The 14,414-nt window shown below is 51.6% G+C and carries 19 protein-coding genes; 10 read left to right on the forward strand and 9 right to left on the reverse strand.

From position 1 onward, the window contains the following. Positions 1-11: 11 nt before the first annotated feature. Together HUE57_RS11165 and HUE57_RS11170 are read right to left on the reverse strand one after the other, a co-directional pair. On the reverse strand, positions 12-542 hold the full coding sequence (locus HUE57_RS11165) for a hypothetical protein (RefSeq protein WP_174673183.1): 531 nt from the start codon (positions 540-542) through the stop codon (positions 12-14). A gap of 97 nt (positions 543-639) precedes the next feature. Further along, positions 640-1,029, reverse strand: coding sequence for a hypothetical protein (locus HUE57_RS11170; protein WP_174673184.1), 390 nt, complete (start codon positions 1,027-1,029; stop codon positions 640-642). 234 nt (positions 1,030-1,263) lie between these two features. On the opposite strand from HUE57_RS11170, the gene HUE57_RS11175 reads away from it, so the two are divergent. Continuing rightward, positions 1,264-1,470 carry a hypothetical protein gene (locus tag HUE57_RS11175; protein WP_174672546.1) on the forward strand — a complete coding sequence of 69 codons (207 nt, stop codon included), beginning with the start codon at positions 1,264-1,266 and terminating at the stop codon, positions 1,468-1,470. Between the two features lie 14 nt (positions 1,471-1,484). Here the strand turns inward: HUE57_RS11175 and HUE57_RS11180 are convergent, their stop codons facing one another. Next, positions 1,485-1,670 (reverse strand): hypothetical protein, encoded by a 186-nt coding sequence (locus HUE57_RS11180; RefSeq protein ID WP_174673185.1) that lies wholly within the window; start codon positions 1,668-1,670, stop codon positions 1,485-1,487. A gap of 15 nt (positions 1,671-1,685) precedes the next feature. On the opposite strand from HUE57_RS11180, the gene HUE57_RS11185 reads away from it, so the two are divergent. Next, the gene (locus HUE57_RS11185; RefSeq protein ID WP_174673186.1) at positions 1,686-2,354 is read left to right on the forward strand and encodes an LOG family protein; all 669 of its coding nucleotides are present in this window, start codon (positions 1,686-1,688) and stop codon (positions 2,352-2,354) included. 48 nt (positions 2,355-2,402) lie between these two features. On the opposite strand, the gene HUE57_RS11190 is transcribed toward HUE57_RS11185, so the two are convergent. From HUE57_RS11190 to HUE57_RS11200, 3 genes are read right to left on the reverse strand one after another with little or no spacing between them, the layout of a single operon-like run. Continuing rightward, positions 2,403-3,101: a response regulator transcription factor gene (locus HUE57_RS11190; protein WP_078484156.1), complete on the reverse strand. Its 699-nt coding sequence runs from the start codon at positions 3,099-3,101 to the stop codon at positions 2,403-2,405. Positions 3,102-3,142: 41 nt separating this feature from the next. Beyond that, the gene (locus tag HUE57_RS11195; RefSeq protein ID WP_078484157.1) at positions 3,143-3,946 is read right to left on the reverse strand and encodes an ATP-binding protein; all 804 of its coding nucleotides are present in this window, start codon (positions 3,944-3,946) and stop codon (positions 3,143-3,145) included. After that, positions 3,903-4,901: a 7TMR-DISM family protein gene (locus HUE57_RS11200; RefSeq protein ID WP_078484158.1), complete on the reverse strand. Its 999-nt coding sequence runs from the start codon at positions 4,899-4,901 to the stop codon at positions 3,903-3,905. Before HUE57_RS11200 ends, HUE57_RS11195 begins: the two co-directional genes overlap by 44 nt. Positions 4,902-5,530: 629 nt before the next feature. Between HUE57_RS11200 and HUE57_RS11205 the strand changes: the two genes are divergently transcribed. Further along, positions 5,531-6,691 (forward strand): SPOR domain-containing protein, encoded by a 1,161-nt coding sequence (locus HUE57_RS11205; protein WP_174673187.1) that lies wholly within the window; start codon positions 5,531-5,533, stop codon positions 6,689-6,691. Here the strand turns inward: HUE57_RS11205 and HUE57_RS11210 are convergent. Continuing rightward, positions 6,651-6,881 (reverse strand): hypothetical protein, encoded by a 231-nt coding sequence (locus HUE57_RS11210; protein WP_174673188.1) that lies wholly within the window; start codon positions 6,879-6,881, stop codon positions 6,651-6,653. The two genes, HUE57_RS11205 and HUE57_RS11210, sit on opposite strands and share 41 nt — an antisense overlap. A gap of 30 nt (positions 6,882-6,911) precedes the next feature. Between HUE57_RS11210 and HUE57_RS11215 the strand changes: the two genes are divergently transcribed. The 3 genes from HUE57_RS11215 (at position 6,912) to HUE57_RS19110 (ending at position 10,150) form a co-directional block, all read left to right on the forward strand. Continuing rightward, a complete protein-coding gene (locus HUE57_RS11215; RefSeq protein ID WP_174673189.1) occupies positions 6,912-7,352 on the forward strand; it encodes a hypothetical protein in 441 nt (146 codons plus the stop codon). Between the two features lie 504 nt (positions 7,353-7,856). Beyond that, on the forward strand, positions 7,857-8,168 hold the full coding sequence (locus tag HUE57_RS11220; protein ID WP_236725720.1) for a PKD domain-containing protein: 312 nt from the start codon (positions 7,857-7,859) through the stop codon (positions 8,166-8,168). Beyond that, positions 8,165-10,150, forward strand: a complete 1,986-nt coding sequence (locus HUE57_RS19110; protein ID WP_272901957.1) for a PKD domain-containing protein — start codon at positions 8,165-8,167, stop codon at positions 10,148-10,150. The genes HUE57_RS11220 and HUE57_RS19110 overlap by 4 nt, the downstream gene beginning before the upstream one ends. Positions 10,151-10,174: 24 nt before the next feature. Here HUE57_RS19110 and HUE57_RS11240 read toward each other — a convergent pair whose 3' ends face one another. Further along, complete coding sequence (locus HUE57_RS11240) at positions 10,175-10,435, reverse strand: hypothetical protein (protein ID WP_174673190.1); 261 nt, start codon at positions 10,433-10,435, stop codon at positions 10,175-10,177. Between HUE57_RS11240 and HUE57_RS11245 the strand changes: the two genes are divergently transcribed. Both HUE57_RS11245 and HUE57_RS11250 read left to right on the forward strand, forming a co-directional pair. Then, positions 10,434-12,383 carry a S8 family serine peptidase gene (locus tag HUE57_RS11245; protein WP_174673191.1) on the forward strand — a complete coding sequence of 650 codons (1,950 nt, stop codon included), beginning with the start codon at positions 10,434-10,436 and terminating at the stop codon, positions 12,381-12,383. The genes HUE57_RS11240 and HUE57_RS11245 overlap by 2 nt on opposite strands. Positions 12,384-12,803: 420 nt before the next feature. Then, positions 12,804-13,160: an ABC transporter substrate-binding protein gene (locus HUE57_RS11250; RefSeq protein ID WP_174673192.1), complete on the forward strand. Its 357-nt coding sequence runs from the start codon at positions 12,804-12,806 to the stop codon at positions 13,158-13,160. Here the strand turns inward: HUE57_RS11250 and HUE57_RS11255 are convergent. After that, positions 13,147-13,353: a hypothetical protein gene (locus HUE57_RS11255; protein WP_174672510.1), complete on the reverse strand. Its 207-nt coding sequence runs from the start codon at positions 13,351-13,353 to the stop codon at positions 13,147-13,149. The two genes, HUE57_RS11250 and HUE57_RS11255, sit on opposite strands and share 14 nt — an antisense overlap. Between HUE57_RS11255 and HUE57_RS11260 the strand changes: the two genes are divergently transcribed. Beyond that, on the forward strand, positions 13,317-13,718 hold the full coding sequence (locus HUE57_RS11260) for an ABC transporter substrate-binding protein (protein ID WP_272901958.1): 402 nt from the start codon (positions 13,317-13,319) through the stop codon (positions 13,716-13,718). The two genes, HUE57_RS11255 and HUE57_RS11260, sit on opposite strands and share 37 nt — an antisense overlap. Positions 13,719-13,720: 2 nt before the next feature. Beyond that, the gene (locus HUE57_RS11265) at positions 13,721-14,410 is read left to right on the forward strand and encodes a PAS domain-containing protein (RefSeq protein ID WP_174673194.1); all 690 of its coding nucleotides are present in this window, start codon (positions 13,721-13,723) and stop codon (positions 14,408-14,410) included. Positions 14,411-14,414: the final 4 nt, after the last annotated feature.

Consider the following 14,414-nt stretch of genomic DNA (forward strand, 5'->3'; position numbering starts at 1 on the left):
GGGTAAATACTCTATTCAGAGCTGATATTTAATTGTCTTTTGTCTTTGACAGGCAGTTTGAATTCAGCAGAAACTTTCTTGATTGTGTACTCATTTCCTGTGCTGAAGTGTCTGTACTGAAATATGTTCTCATTCTGGTTGATTATTTCGTATGCATCATAATTGTATGGGTCATATGGGCTGGATGGTGATATCTCACCATCCTCAATCCAGCCTCTAAAGATTGTGAAATATATAGGACCTGATATTCCCCAGTGACCCACTTCAGCCTGGTACCTGTTGTTGCCATCCTTATTCTCAATTAGAAGTTCAATAATGTAGGTGCCATCAGCTCTTCTATTCATTAGTTGATGTCTTATACCGCCATTACCAATGTTTTTGAGTCCATACCACTTGCCTACCATTTCCTGCCAACGATCCATTTCAGATTTCGATATTTCAGGTTTAAAAGTCCCTGTCTCTATGGTCGGTGTAGCGGTAGTGTTGATACAGAGTGTTGAAGATAACAGTGTTACGACGAAAATCTGTTGCCATCTTTCCATGGATAATGTGCTCCCTGAGCCGGATCGGTCCTTGTGTGAGGATGCTAGTGTTGGCGGTTAATTGCGTCTTTATGGAACCAGATAGTTAGGCATTTAATCAACTCTGTTCATAATCTGAAATTGATGTCCTGATCTGTACATCGCTTTGACCGTCGTCGAGACAAACGGCATAATCGAGGGTTTCGGTGACTATTAGTGGATCAAACTTAGAGTGGTAAATCTGGGTTTTGCCATTGACGATGCCAATGTTATCGCTATTACAGGCATCTCTTGCCTGCCGCATGAACATCTCTTTGGCCGTGTCGTGTCTAGCGACTATTGCTGGGTTCGTCCTCACGTAGATGTAGTAGATGGATGTATTCACAGGAATGGTTTGGTATCCGCCGCCCAGTGAACTGTCGCCATCGCGAAGATTGTGGTTAGAAGAGCACCCGGAAAGCAGGGTGACTAGAAGTGGTGAAATGAGAGCGAGGTGTGATAGCTGCATAGTCTTTCCTTAGTCTATTTGGCGTGTATAGCTAGGATGAGAACCCAGATGCCAACAATAATCTATTTCATAGTGCTTCCAATTGGGCCGTAAACAGATTTTAGATGCAAATCGTCCACGTGGTGGCTGTTAGAGATAGGTTGTGATTTGGTGGAAAATTTGGCATCTAGCTCCATTGTCACTCAGTCTGACCGACATCTGAAGCTATTAGCCAGTCCCGGGGAGTCGCTATTTTTGCGAAAGTTTGTTTTGGGCATCCAAGCCCAAGCAAACAGCAAAAACTTCACGCGACCGTTTATGCCTGCGGCGCCCCGACCGTCCTGCGTACGTTGCGTAATCACCTCTTCGCGGCTCTACACAACTCCCTCAGTGACTCTACGCCGACATAAAGCCGCTGCTGCATCTTCTTCGTCGTTCGCTCGCGCTCTCAACTACGAATAGGCAGACGGCGTCGACTATCGCGGACTAACCGCCTTCGCTTCGCTATCCATGGCGGTCAGCGCCGGAGTGTGCTGGCACTCTATCGATTGTTGTCCGCGTAGGATATTGATGGCTTTACCTTGGGCGAGAAAGTCGTAGTATCCCTCTGCTATCAGTTCAACGGGTGCATGGTGTCTTCCCGAAGAACGACAACTATCCAATCGGAGTCCTATTGAATGATCGAAGATCTCAAGATCAAGGGTGATGAATCCTGGCGCATGTTCAGGATTATTAGTGAATTCACCGAGGGCTTCGACAAGCTGGCAGATATCGGTTACGCGGTCTCCATGTTTGGTTCGGCTCGTCTGGCGCCGACTAACCCTTACTACGCTACAGCGGTCGAAATCTCACACCGTTTGGCAGAGAACGGTTTCTCTATTATTACCGGTGGTGGTCCCGGAATCATGGAGGCGGGGAACAAAGGGGCGGCTGAGGCCGATAAGGTCTCGGTTGGACTGAATATCGAGCTGCCCCACGAGCAGACACCCAATAAATATCAGAATAAATCGCTGGAGTATCGCTACTTCTTTGCCCGTAAGGTGATGTTCGTTAAATACTCGATGGGCTATGTCATTATGCCGGGTGGTTTTGGCACATTCGATGAGTTTTTCGAAGCGTTAACCCTGGTGCAGACCAACAAGATTTACCCGATACCGCTGGTCCTGTTTGGCAGCGACTACTGGCAAGGTCTGTTGGAGTGGCTGAAGGGACCGGTGCTGGAGATGGGGACGATCTCGGCCTCGGATTTCGACCTCTTCACACTGACCGATGATGTCGATGAAGTGATTGATGTCATGACCAAACATCGCAATTGGAAAATGAATGTGACTGAGGGGGACAACTAAGAGAAGCGAGCAGTAAGCCTCTCAAGTTGCGCTCGTCTTTGTCCAGATCTACGACTTGGGCAGTACGATCCTGTAGCCGGCCCCGTAGGTGTTTTGAATAAAAAAAGCATCCGGATTGTAGGATTTCTCCAACTTTCTTTTAAAGCGGGAGATGATCTGTACAACATTATTACCACTTGGATCGCGATTGCTATCAATGTCGAAGATCTGATCTGCGATGTGTGTAGCTGTGTAGTAACGATTTGGATGACGGCATAACAGCGCCAGTATCAGACGCTCGTTGTTACTGATTTTTACACCACTCCCGTTGTACTCAAGTTGTTGTTCAATGCTGTTCCAGCGGTAACCATCGCCTAACATTAGCGTGCTGCTGTCGATCAGGCGTTTGATGACACGCCTCAAGGTAGTATCGAGTTGCGGTTGCAGTATCGGCTTTACCAGGTAGGCGAAGAGCTGCAGGTTTACCGCACGTAGTAGTTTCTGCTGGTCGGCGTGGGCCGTCAGCATAATGATTGGTATCTCTTCATTACTCTCACGGATTGTCGCGGCAACCTGTAAACCGTTGGTATGTGGGATGGCGATATCGAGCAGCGCTACATCGGGCTGTTCACTGACATAGAGTTCCAGTGCGTCGCGCCCATTGTCTGTTACCACAACTCTGTTGAAGTAACGCTGCAGGATGGCCGTGAAGTTCTCTCTGACCACGGCATCATCCTCTACATAGAGAAGGGTTAGGTTGTTGTTCATAACCTGATCCTGAAGCGGGTGCCGCCATCAAGACTGATTGCCTAAATTGATCCCTGCATCTGCTCTTCAATAATATATTTTGAGAGGTATAGGCCGAGTCCGCGATCTTGCTGGTTCTGCTTGCTGCTATAGAACTCATCGAAGATATGGTTGAGATGTTTCTCTGCGATACCGCCGGCATTGTCTTCAACGTCAATGGTGATCTGCTCACGATCGCCATGACCGTTAATCACAATCGTTTTACTCTCAGAGGGTGAGCTCTCAAAGGCCTCTTTGGCATTGAGTATCAGATTGAGCAGGATGTGTAGTAGTTCGGTCTTCAGTACCGTTGGGTTATCGTTGAAGTAGAACTCGGTGCGAATCATGATGTTGGCCGATAACAGCTCATCTCTGGACATCGCAACGGCACGCTCTACGACCGCAGTGACATCGCTCCGATCAGCACTGTTACGCGTGCCGATAAACTGGCGAAACTCATCAAGTGTCTCGGAGAGGAAGGCGATCTTTTCATTGATTTGCCTCAGTGTCGGTTTGATCTCATCTTTGCTGATCTGTTTCTCATCCTCGAGCCGGTACTGCAGCCGCATGATAATGGCGCTAATGGCTGTGAGTGGCTGTTTCCACTGGTGTGAGACGGCACTGATCAACTCCCCCTGTTGTGCCTTGCGGTTCTTAAGCAGCAGTCCCTGACGTTTGCGTTGGATATCCGCCTCCAGCAGTTTGATGCGGTGTTGTAGCAGGTAGGAGAACATCAGCGCCTCAACCACCAGACCGATGCCAGAGGCGAAGAAGCCCGTACTGCTATAGGGCATAGCGCCGTAGAGCGTCAGGGTGGAGATGGTCATTCCGATGGCATAGGCAGTGTAGGCCGCGATAAATATCTTGATCAGTAGGATGATTCTGTCTGTAGAGCTTCACGCCAAGAATCAGCAGAGTAATAAACGAGCTGGTGAAGACCACGATGATCAGCTTGAAGCTCAGCAGAAGATCGACAGTGAGTGCTATTGCAACGATGAGCAGGGAGAGCGCGATCGTCGTCTTAAGCCATCGTTCAACCCAGCCACCAATAGTCTGGGTATCGAAGGTGTGTCGGACAAACAGCATCAGGAATAGTGGCACCATGATGGCGGTCAGATTGAACCAGTTGGTCAGCGATCCGTAGAGATTGAAGTTGTGGTAGATCGTGCCGTACATGTAGGAGAGGCCTATGGCGGCGTTGATCAGGTAGAGGCTGTAGAAGAGGTACTCCTTGCGCCAGCCGTAAAAGAAGAGGATCAGGTTGTAGATCGACAGGGTGAGGAGGATGACCAGAACGGTGTTAGCGGCGAGGTTTTTGTCGATCAGTGCCTGGCTGGCCTGTTTCGAGTCGTAGATGTCCCAGTCGATGATCTGGGTGGCTAGCGCGGTGGCTACCCGAATGTAGAGGATTCGAGACTCGTCCGCTTTCAGCTCGAATGGATAGACCAGCGTGCTGCCGGTGAGGTAGAGGTCACCGTTGGGTTGGTCTATCTGATAGTGGCGCTGGTCAATGCGCTCAGGCCCACTGTAGGCGTATATATCGATCTGACCGCTGAAGTAGGCGGAGTTGTTGTGCAGCTGAAGCAGTTGCGGCTCGAGGGAGTCGTTTGTGATGCTCATTCTCAGCCAGATGACCGGTATTTCGGCCGGTAGGCTGCTTTTGCTGGAGGTGGGAGTGAAACGACGATCGGTGACATCTTCAATCGTCAGCTCCTGATCCTCGTCGATTAGATACGCCATCGGGAAGTGGGTAATCTCGTCCGGTTGCTGAACGATATGCACGACTCGCTCTGCCCAGGCGCTTGGGGCAATGAGAAGAAGAAACCAGATTGCTACTTTTAGTTGTGTCACGAAAAGGGCGCTTGTAAACGATATCCGCTGTCGCAATGTGTCGACAGAGTGAAAAGAAGGGGTCTCATTAGATACTTTTTTGGGCCATAACTAAAGCGGTAAAAGTAGCTCTGAAATATAGGGCAAAAATGACAACGGTTGAGGTTGGCTGACACCCTAATCAAGACTATTGATGTTTCTGGTTTGTCACTTCTATCTGTCTGTTTGAATTCATAATTAAGAAATTGATGCAGTACCGCTGTGTAGGCATCTAATCCACCTCAGTATTAGCCGTTGGTCTGTCTGAAAGGGCTAAAGATTTTCCACTTCCTACCGCTAATTATCTAGCGAGTCATCGACTATCCAACCAGACATTTTTGCTTCCTGGCAGTTCATGTCGGGAACGACGCAACCTCTATTCAATAAGCTTTCGTAAGGAATCCTTAATGTTTGTTACTGCAGTTCACTCACAGATTTCACGGGCAGATTTCGGCCCGTTGTTGAGTGCGCTATTAGCTGCTTTGATGCTGTTGCTTGTCAGTAACCCATCTCAGGCACAACCGGGTGATTTGGATCAGGGGTTGCCGGGAACGATCGTATCAAAGGTCCAGCAGGGGGCAGGTAACTACTGGATTCAGTTGCACGCGGTCTCCAGAGGAGTCAATTTGCCGAGCCTGGGACGTATCGCTCAGCATAAGAAGAGGGTGATCCATCAGGGGCAGGATGGTGTGACGCGTGTTCTGATCGGCCCCTATCAGCACTACCCTGAGGTCCGGGCGGAACAGCGGGCACTGCAAAACAGCGGTGTGTCGATGGGCTTTCTCCGCTTTACCACAATGACCTCTCAGTACGACTCCATCGCCAGAGAGAGTGCCAGGTCACTCCCGGGTGAGGTCGTGTCGGTCGCTTCCAGTGATGCTGGAGAGTATTGGGTGCAGGTTTCTGCATCGAGCAAGGGTTATCTTGCACCGGCCTATCTCAAGAACTACCCGAATCTATTGCAACATCGTCATCGGGATCGGCAGGGTCTGCATCGCCTGCTTATTGGGCCCTACCGCTCCTTTGATAAGGCGCAATCGCTACGGATGGCGATGAATCGAGACCACGGTGCGGGCACCTTTGTTCGGTTTGCAGCGTCTGAACGGGGAATGAGTCGCGTCGTGGTGGAAGCTCCCGCCGAACACCCTCGTGCGACTCCTGCTAACCAGTCGATGGAAAACCACGTTGAACATGCTGACCTGGCTGTTACTGATGAGATTAGGGTGGAGCAGAGCAGCGATGAAACATCGGTGACTGCGGACCGTGATGAGTCGCAAGACGCCCTTGTCGCCACAGGTCTGGATCGAGGTGTCAGCGCAGATATTGGGCGCGGTACGCCGCTGAAGATTGGTGTCAGTCTTGGGGCCGCCTATGCCGCCGATCAACGCCTCAGATTCTATGGTGAGGATGAGCCTGACCCGCTGAGCAATCTGTTTCCCGCCTGGAATAACGGAACGCTGGCCAGAACGGAGTCGAATCTGTTGTCCCGTCACTTTGGTGTCCATCTGCAGAAGCTGTTTAACAGTGAGTGGGGAATTGCTGTTGACTACCTGCATGAGCGCTCGGAGATGGATCAACAGCCGATGCGACCGGAGCTGCTTGATATCAATCACACCACAACCCTGCGTTCGCTGACCGCCATGGAGAGCGAAGTGAGGGCGGTTAGTCCCGATAGTCGACGCCGTCTGCATATTCGTAGTTGAGAGCGCGAGCGGACGACGAAGAAGATGCAGCAGCGGCTTTATGTCGGCGTAGAGTCACTGAGGGAGTGTGTAGAGCCGCGAAGAGGTGATTACGCAACGAACGCAGGACGGTCGGGCGCCGCAGGCATAAACGGTCGCGTGAAGTTTTGCTGTTTGCTTGGGCTTGGATGCCCAAAACAAACTTTCGCAAAAATAGCGACTCCCGGATCTGGATGGCTCGTTGGCGAGTTATAACGCGGGTTCCACCGATCACCTGAGTGGATTATTGGTGCGTAATCATCTTGATGGAGTGGTGTTATTCCCAATCAATAACACCTTTACTGCCAAGATGGGGCTCTCGGCGGCTCATCATGATCTATCGGCGGATCTCACACAGTTAAAGCTGGATCAGACGCTGCTGCAATCGGTCAGTCACGATATCAATACACTCTTTATTGGCATTATGGGGGGCTGGATCTCAACCATCATCTGTCGAATTCGCTCTCTGTCGGAATCGATTCAAAGCTCTACTTCTATACACTCCACTCAGAGCTATCAAGCAGACAGAGTGTCAATCTTGCAGGTGGGACTACTCACCATGTTGCCTATCGTGAACAGCGTAACCACAGCTATCGAACCAAGATTGAGCCCTATATTGAGTACGCCTTTAGCAAACATCTGAGCACTACCTTCGCCACCCATCTCGATTATTGGGACAACAGTGTCACGCTGGATAATCCAGCCTGTTATCGGAATGTTGCGCTCAGCTACTCGGCCGAGTGTTCCCAATTGCCCTCACTGACAACTAACAACGTTGCCAATTACGGAGCCAATATCCGGGTGAACTATCACTACTAAGCGCCAGGTGATGAGGTTGGTAGTTTTTTTGATTAAAACGTAGAAATGCTGCGGGCTGTGGGCGTCATATTTGTTCGATATTTCACTGATACATTGAAATTTCTATCAGGGAAGTGCCTTTGGTTGATCTCCTCTTGCTACACATTCTGAATGCCGGAGGCAGCTCGACTTACTCTATTGGCGTCAGACCCTTATGGCTTTATTAACCACAGTTGGCTGCAGCCTGTAGCCAACTGTTGTAAAGAAGATTATGACAATTTTGACCAGCGCTCTCCAACACCCGTATCGATCTTACAGTCGGTTCATTACATATCTATCACTCTTGGTTATGTTGTCGGGCTGTTTTTCGCAGGGATCTGACTCTCCAACACCTAACCTGGCACCCACGGCAGGGTTCACGGTCAGTACCAGCAGCATCGACAGTGGTGAATCGGTCAATTTTGACGCCTCCACATCCAGCGATATCGACGGCAGCGTTGCAGAATACCGCTGGGACTTTGGCGATGGCAGCTCTGCCACGGGGCGGCAGGTGACACATCTCTACACTACGCCAGGCAAGTACTCGGTTAACTTAACCGTGACTGATGATGCCGGTGCTAAGGCCAGTGGCACGGTACGGTACGGGTTGTCGAGGTATTGAGTACCAATGAGGCCCCCTCGGCATCTTTTATTGTCGATGTCGGAACGGGACACAGCCCGTTGATGGTCAATTTTGATGCAAGCCCATCGAGTGACAGCGATGGAAGTATCGCCGGCTATTCATGGCTCTTTGGTGATGGCAGTACTGCCACCGGTCAGCAGGTTAGCCACAGTTACACGAACGTCGGTAATCACTCAGTAACTCTCACGGTTACCGATAATGAAGGGGCGATAGATAACGCCACACCTCAGACTATTTCGGTGTGGATTGCCAATAACGCTCCCACCGCACTCTTCAGTGTCGATACCGATAGTGGAGAGGGACCGTTGACGGTGAACTTCGATGCGTCTGCATCAGGTGATTCCGACGGCACGATCGTCGCCTACGGGTGGGACTTTGGTGATGGCTCCAGTGGCAATGGTCAGACTGTGGCACACAGTTATACGACGCCGGGAGTCTACCTTGCGACGCTGACGGTGCGTGATGATGATGCCGCCACGAAGCTGAGCACGGCACACATTATTCGGGTACTGCCAGCCAATCAGGCACCGACCGCTGCCTTTAGCGTCGATACCGATTCAGGCACCACGCCACTGACGGTCAATTTTGATGCCTCCGGTTCAACTGATACCGATGGCTCCATTGTCTCCTACGCCTGGGACTTTGGTGACGGAGACTCTGGTGTGGGTCAACAGGTCTCCCATACCTACACTTCCGATGGCAGCTATACGGCCACGCTGACGGTCACCGACAATGCTGGCGCTGAGGATAGTGATAGCGATGTCATCGACTCTATTTCGGCAAGCCACTACCCGACGGCCCGATACGATGTCGATGTGGATAGCGGGCCTGCACCGCTGACGGTCAGTTTTGACGCCTCAACCTCATCCGATCCTGACAACGATATCATCAACTATTTTTGGCAGTTTGGTGACGGGGATAACGCCTCGGGCGTGACCACTTCGCACACCTATACCGTTCCAGGCAGCTACGATGTCCAGATGTTGGCAACCGATAGTGCCAGCCAGGGGGATGTGGCTGATGTGCGCACCATCACCGTGCAGGGCCCCAATACACTTCCCACGGCGGCCTTTACGGTCGATGTGAACTCAGGCACCAGCCCAGTAACGGTCAACTTCGATGCCACCACCTCCAGCGATTCTGATGGAAGCGTCGTCGGCTATGGGTGGGATTTTGGTGATGGCTTTCAGGGCAGTGGTGCATCGACCACCCATACCTACTTTGCAGATGGTACCCATACGGCAATCCTGACAGTGACCGATGACCGAGGAGGGCAGCACAGCGTGTCACACGACATCAGCGTTGCCGCCAGTGGTGGTGTGACCTTATCTGGAGTGCTGGGGTTGTCGGGAACGGGAACAGTGGACTCTGATGTAAATGATATCAATGCTGACTATCAGAGCAACAACACAACAGCGACCGCGCAGCTATTAATATCTCCCTCTTCGCTAGGGAATGTCTGGGGATTTGTGAGCAAAACGGCGACAGGTATCGAAGGAGAGCGGTTTACCTACAGTGCGGATGAGGTCGATATCTACAGAGCCTATCTGCCAGTAGGTCAAAGGATATGTTTGACCATCAAAAACCCCGATGATGAGACAGGGTTAGAGAACGCTAACGATCTCGATCTCTATCTCTATTCAGTCGATGATCCAGAATCTCCGGTGGCTACCGCTCTGGGAACCCATAGCAGTGAGACGCTTCACGTTCCGACAGGAGGCGAATATTACATTGTGGTTGCCGCCTACCGTGGTAAAAGCACCTATAAGTTGGCGACATTTATGGATCTCACCTCGGTAGACGAAGTGCAAACGCTGCGCCTCGAAGACGATTTTGTTCCCGGTCAGGTCATTGCAAAGCTGAAAAGTGAGGTGGTGAATCCACCGGGCGCAGGTGCCGATAAAAAGGGTGTGGCGGCGGCCACCGCTGACCGCCATGGAGAGCGAAGTGAGGGCGGTTAGTCCCCGATAGTCGACGCCGTCTGCCTATTCGTAGTTGAGAGCGCGAGCGGACGACGAAGAAGATGCAGCAGCGGCTTTATGTCGGCGTAGAGTCACTGAGGGAGTTGTGTAGAGCCGCGAAGAGGTGATTACGCAACGTACGCAGGACGGTCGGGGCGCCGAAGGCATAAACGGTCGCGTTAAGTTTTGCTGTTTGCTTGGGCTTGGGTGCCCAAAACAAACTTTCGCAAAATAGCGACTCCCCGGAGCGATTGAATCTGTCAGCAGCCGTGGCAGTGTCAGCATGATACGTGGCGCTGCAGATCGAGCCTCGCTGTTTTCGGTCAACGATATGGGCCAGAACTCCGCTTCAGGGAAGCTGCAGTCAGCCGCTAGCAGTGACCAGGATGAAAGTGAATACAGCCTGTTGGACGGTCGCTACGGCATCGGTTTAAGTCAGAAGGATCGGGAAGCCTTCGAAACTATTAAAGCGATCAAGCGACTACGTCAGGATAGTCGCATCGACTATGCAGAACCGAACTATATCCAGAAAATGAGCCTCGTACCCGATGATCTGCACTATGAGCAGCAGTGGCACTACCCGGCGATAAACCTTCCCGACACCTGGGATATCACCACCGGCGATGCGTCGGTTATCGTCGCAGTTATTGATAGTGGTGTCTTTATGGCCCATGAAGATCTATCGGGCAATCTACTCTCGACTGGTTACGATTTTATCGTATCAACCTCAATGAGTAATGATGGCGATGGCATCGATCCAGACCCCGACCCCGACGATCCCGGTGATATAGTTATTTCATATAGCGTCTGGCACGGCACCCATGTGGCCGGCACCATCGCGGCGAGTACCAATACCACCACCGGGGTGGCCGGCGTAGCGCCCGATGTGCGGATAATGCCGATCCGGGTACTGGGCGAGGGGGGATCGGGTGCCTCCTATGATGTCGCTCAGGGAATCTTGTATGCGGCAGGCCTGGCAAACGACTCCGCCACGGTTCCGCCGCAGGCGGCCGATATTATCAATCTGAGTCTGGGTGGCGCCTACGTCAACCAAGCATCGAAAGATGCGATCAGTGCGGCCCTGAATGCCGGGGTGATCGTGATTGCCGCAAAGGGCAATGATGGCAGCGATGCTCCACACTACCCATCCGATTACGAAGGTGTGGTCTCTGTGGGAGCTCTCGGTATGGGCGACGAGCAGGCCTACTATTCAAACTATGGCCCCACGCTCGATCTGGTCGCACCGGGAGGGGACAGTAAGATCGATGCCGATAACGATGGCAAGTTTGATAGCACCATCCTCAGCACCTCGGTGGATGTCTCATCCGGTAGCCGTGAGTCGGGGTATGACCATAAACAGGGCACCTCCATGGCAACGCCCCATGTTGCCGGTGTTATTGCCCTGATGAAATCGGTCTACTCTGAACTGACGCCCACGCTACTCACTGCGCTGATCGAAAATGGTGCGATCACGACCGACCTGAGCGGGGATGGTGCGGCTGTGCGCAATGACACCTATGGCTACGGGAAGATCGATGCACTCAAGGCGGTGCAGCAGGCACAGGCAATTGCTGGTGGTGCGACACCACCCGTGCATGACGAGGTCGGTATCATCTACGAAATCGACAATATGGTTCTCTCTAGCTCTCAAACCATCTCGATCGTGAAGTGGAGTGGCACATTCACTGTCGACTCGATAACGCTCAACTACCCCTGGGCCACGCTGACCCCCACGGCCGTCGATGGTGAAGGCTTCGGTGACTACCAGCTCGATATCGACCGCGATCAATTTGGTGACGGTCTCTACCTGCTCGATATTACATTTGTAATGAGCAATGGCGATCAATATGTCACACGGATCAATGTGACCGACAGAGTTTCTACTTTAGATGAGAGAGATGTCGGCAATGTTTATATGGTGCTGGTGGATGAATCAACGCTGAATGTGGTCAAGCAAATACGCATGAATCTCGATGTGGCGCTATTTGAACCAGAGGTGCCGTTTAGCATGAGTAACGTCCCAGATGGAACCTATCTACTCTATGCAGGAACCGATTTTGATGGCGACCGGTTGCTGGAGGATGACGAGTATTTTGGTAGGGGTTTTTATGATCATGATGATGACATCTTCACCTCAGATATCAGCCCTATTGTTGTAAACAGTGCCGATATCGATAGCGTTTCGATCTATGTGGGTAGTACCAGTGCCGATCCCGTTGGTCTGATTGATTGAGCTGAGGATTTTACACGCCTCTAACCGCTGTTACGGTTGGTTCTGATGCTGGATGCCAATCTCAGGGCGTGGTGTGGAGACTGGTGAGGAGTGTTTTGCGATCCATGCTGTTGAATTGTCTTGCCATCTCTACTCGACGCAGTGGTTAGTGCTGAAATAATCTGATGTTTGTCTGGTGTTTAACCGATCGATTATCTGTCTCGCCCAAGAGGGGCTGTGCCTTCATGTCTTGTGTACGCGCTCCATCGCGAATGGCTATCTTGTTTGTCATCCTGTCTCTACAAATCGTGACTCAGGCTGGCGTACTAGCCGCTGACAAGGTGACGCTGGAGTTGAAGTGGTATCACCAGTTTCAATTTGCAGGCTACTATGCGGCACAGGAGAAGGGCTTTTGCCGAGGAGTCCTCGAGGTCGAGATTAATGAGCGTGATCCCTCATCTCTCCGGTCGATCAGGTGATCGATGGAGAGGCGCAGTTTGGGGTGGCAGACTCGAGTCTTATTTTGCATCGGCTTCAGGGAAGCCGGTTGTCGTACTGTGTGCAATTTTTCAACACTCGCCTCTGGTCCTGCTGACGCTTGCTGAGGCGAACATCTACGGACCGCTTGAACTCAAGGGGAAGCGGTTGATGCGGCAGCAGGGAGTTGATGATGCCGCTATTACCGCCATGTTTCACCAGGAGGGTATGGATGACGGGATTTTCTCGCTGACCGCCATGGATAGCGAAGCGAAGGCGGTTAGTCCCGATAGTCGACGCCGTCTGCCTATTCGTAGTTGAGAGCGCGAGCGAACGACGAAGAAGATGCAGCAGCGGCTTTATGTCGGCGTAGAGTCACTGAGGGAGTTGTGTAGAGCCGCGAAGAGGTGATTACGCAACGTACGCAGGACGGTCGGGGCGCCGTAGGCATAAACGGTCGCGTTAAGTATTTGCCGCTTGCTTGGGCTTGGATGCCCAAAACATGCTTCCGCAAAAATAGCGACTCCCCGAGATGTTCCCCATACCTTCAAAGACGATGCGCTCATTACCGGCGATGCCGATGCGATGACCGCCTATCTGACAGACCAGCCCTACTATTACAGGGAGCGAGGGGTTTCAGTCAGAATGATCAATCCGCTCAATTACGGCATCGATCTATACGGTGACATGCTCTTTACCAGTGAAGATATCATGCAAACGCAGCCTGAGCTTGCGCTGCGATTCCGTCGTGCGGCACTCAAAGGGTGGCAATACGCGCTGGAAAACCCGGAGGAGGTTGTTGACTGGACCATCGAACGATATGGATCCAAAAGAGTCGTGCCGCACTTCTGTATGAGGCCAGCTCGACCCGAGAGATGATCATGCCAAATCTGGTTGAGGTTGGGCATCTTAACGCTGACCGCTTTGTGCGTATTGCCGAGATCTACCGAACGGAGACGATGGTTCCACCCGATGCGGAGCTGGGGCATATTGTCTATAGCGACTATTTGAATATTGATAGTGAGATTCCTCAATGGGTCGTATGGCTGGTGAGCGGCTCGATTTTACTGCTGCTGGTAGCGTTTGGGCTTGTGTTGGTGGTTCGACAGCTGAGGGCGCTGGTCGAGAAGCGAGCGGATGAGCTCAAGCAGGCGCATAACAAACTACAGCGCTATATCGATATTCTGGACCGCTATATCATCACCTCGAGTACTGATCTCAACGGTCGTTTTACATACGCCTCAGAGGCGTTTAGCCAAATTTCGAAATACTCCACTCAGGAGTTGTTAACACAACCACACAATATTATTCGTCATCCTGATATGTCCGATAAGGTCTACAGTGAGATGTGGCGGGCGATTGAACAGGGGAATAGTTGGTGTGGTGAGATCCTGAACAGGGCGAAGGATGGTAGTGGCTACTGGGTAGAAGCGAATGTTGAAGCAGACCTGAATGAACACGGCGAAATTATCGGTTATACCGCCATCCAGCAGAACATTACGGATAAGAAACAGATCGAAGAGCTTTCAAGTACCGACTATCTGACAGGGTTATATAACCGAAAAAAGTAGATGA

The organism is Candidatus Reidiella endopervernicosa (assembly GCF_013343005.1).
Classification (GTDB): domain Bacteria; phylum Pseudomonadota; class Gammaproteobacteria.

What these genes read in the sequence shown, in the direction of transcription:
- HUE57_RS11165 (WP_174673183.1), bottom strand. Translation starts at nt 542, where the DNA reads ATGGAAAGATGGCAACAGATTTTCGTCGTAACACTGTTATCTTCAACA.
- HUE57_RS11170 (WP_174673184.1), bottom strand. Translation starts at nt 1,029, where the DNA reads ATGCAGCTATCACACCTCGCTCTCATTTCACCACTTCTAGTCACCCTG.
- HUE57_RS11185 (WP_174673186.1), top strand. Translation starts at nt 1,686, where the DNA reads ATGATCGAAGATCTCAAGATCAAGGGTGATGAATCCTGGCGCATGTTC.
- HUE57_RS11190 (WP_078484156.1), bottom strand. Translation starts at nt 3,101, where the DNA reads ATGAACAACAACCTAACCCTTCTCTATGTAGAGGATGATGCCGTGGTC.
- HUE57_RS11195 (WP_078484157.1), bottom strand. Translation starts at nt 3,946, where the DNA reads ATGACCATCTCCACCCTGACGCTCTACGGCGCTATGCCCTATAGCAGT.
- HUE57_RS11220 (WP_236725720.1), top strand. Translation starts at nt 7,857, where the DNA reads ATGTTGTCGGGCTGTTTTTCGCAGGGATCTGACTCTCCAACACCTAAC.
- HUE57_RS11245 (WP_174673191.1), top strand. Translation starts at nt 10,434, where the DNA reads ATGATACGTGGCGCTGCAGATCGAGCCTCGCTGTTTTCGGTCAACGAT.
- HUE57_RS11240 (WP_174673190.1), bottom strand. Translation starts at nt 10,435, where the DNA reads ATGCTGACACTGCCACGGCTGCTGACAGATTCAATCGCTCCGGGGAGT.
- HUE57_RS11250 (WP_174673192.1), top strand. Translation starts at nt 12,804, where the DNA reads ATGAGCGTGATCCCTCATCTCTCCGGTCGATCAGGTGATCGATGGAGA.
- HUE57_RS11265 (WP_174673194.1), top strand. Translation starts at nt 13,721, where the DNA reads ATGCCAAATCTGGTTGAGGTTGGGCATCTTAACGCTGACCGCTTTGTG.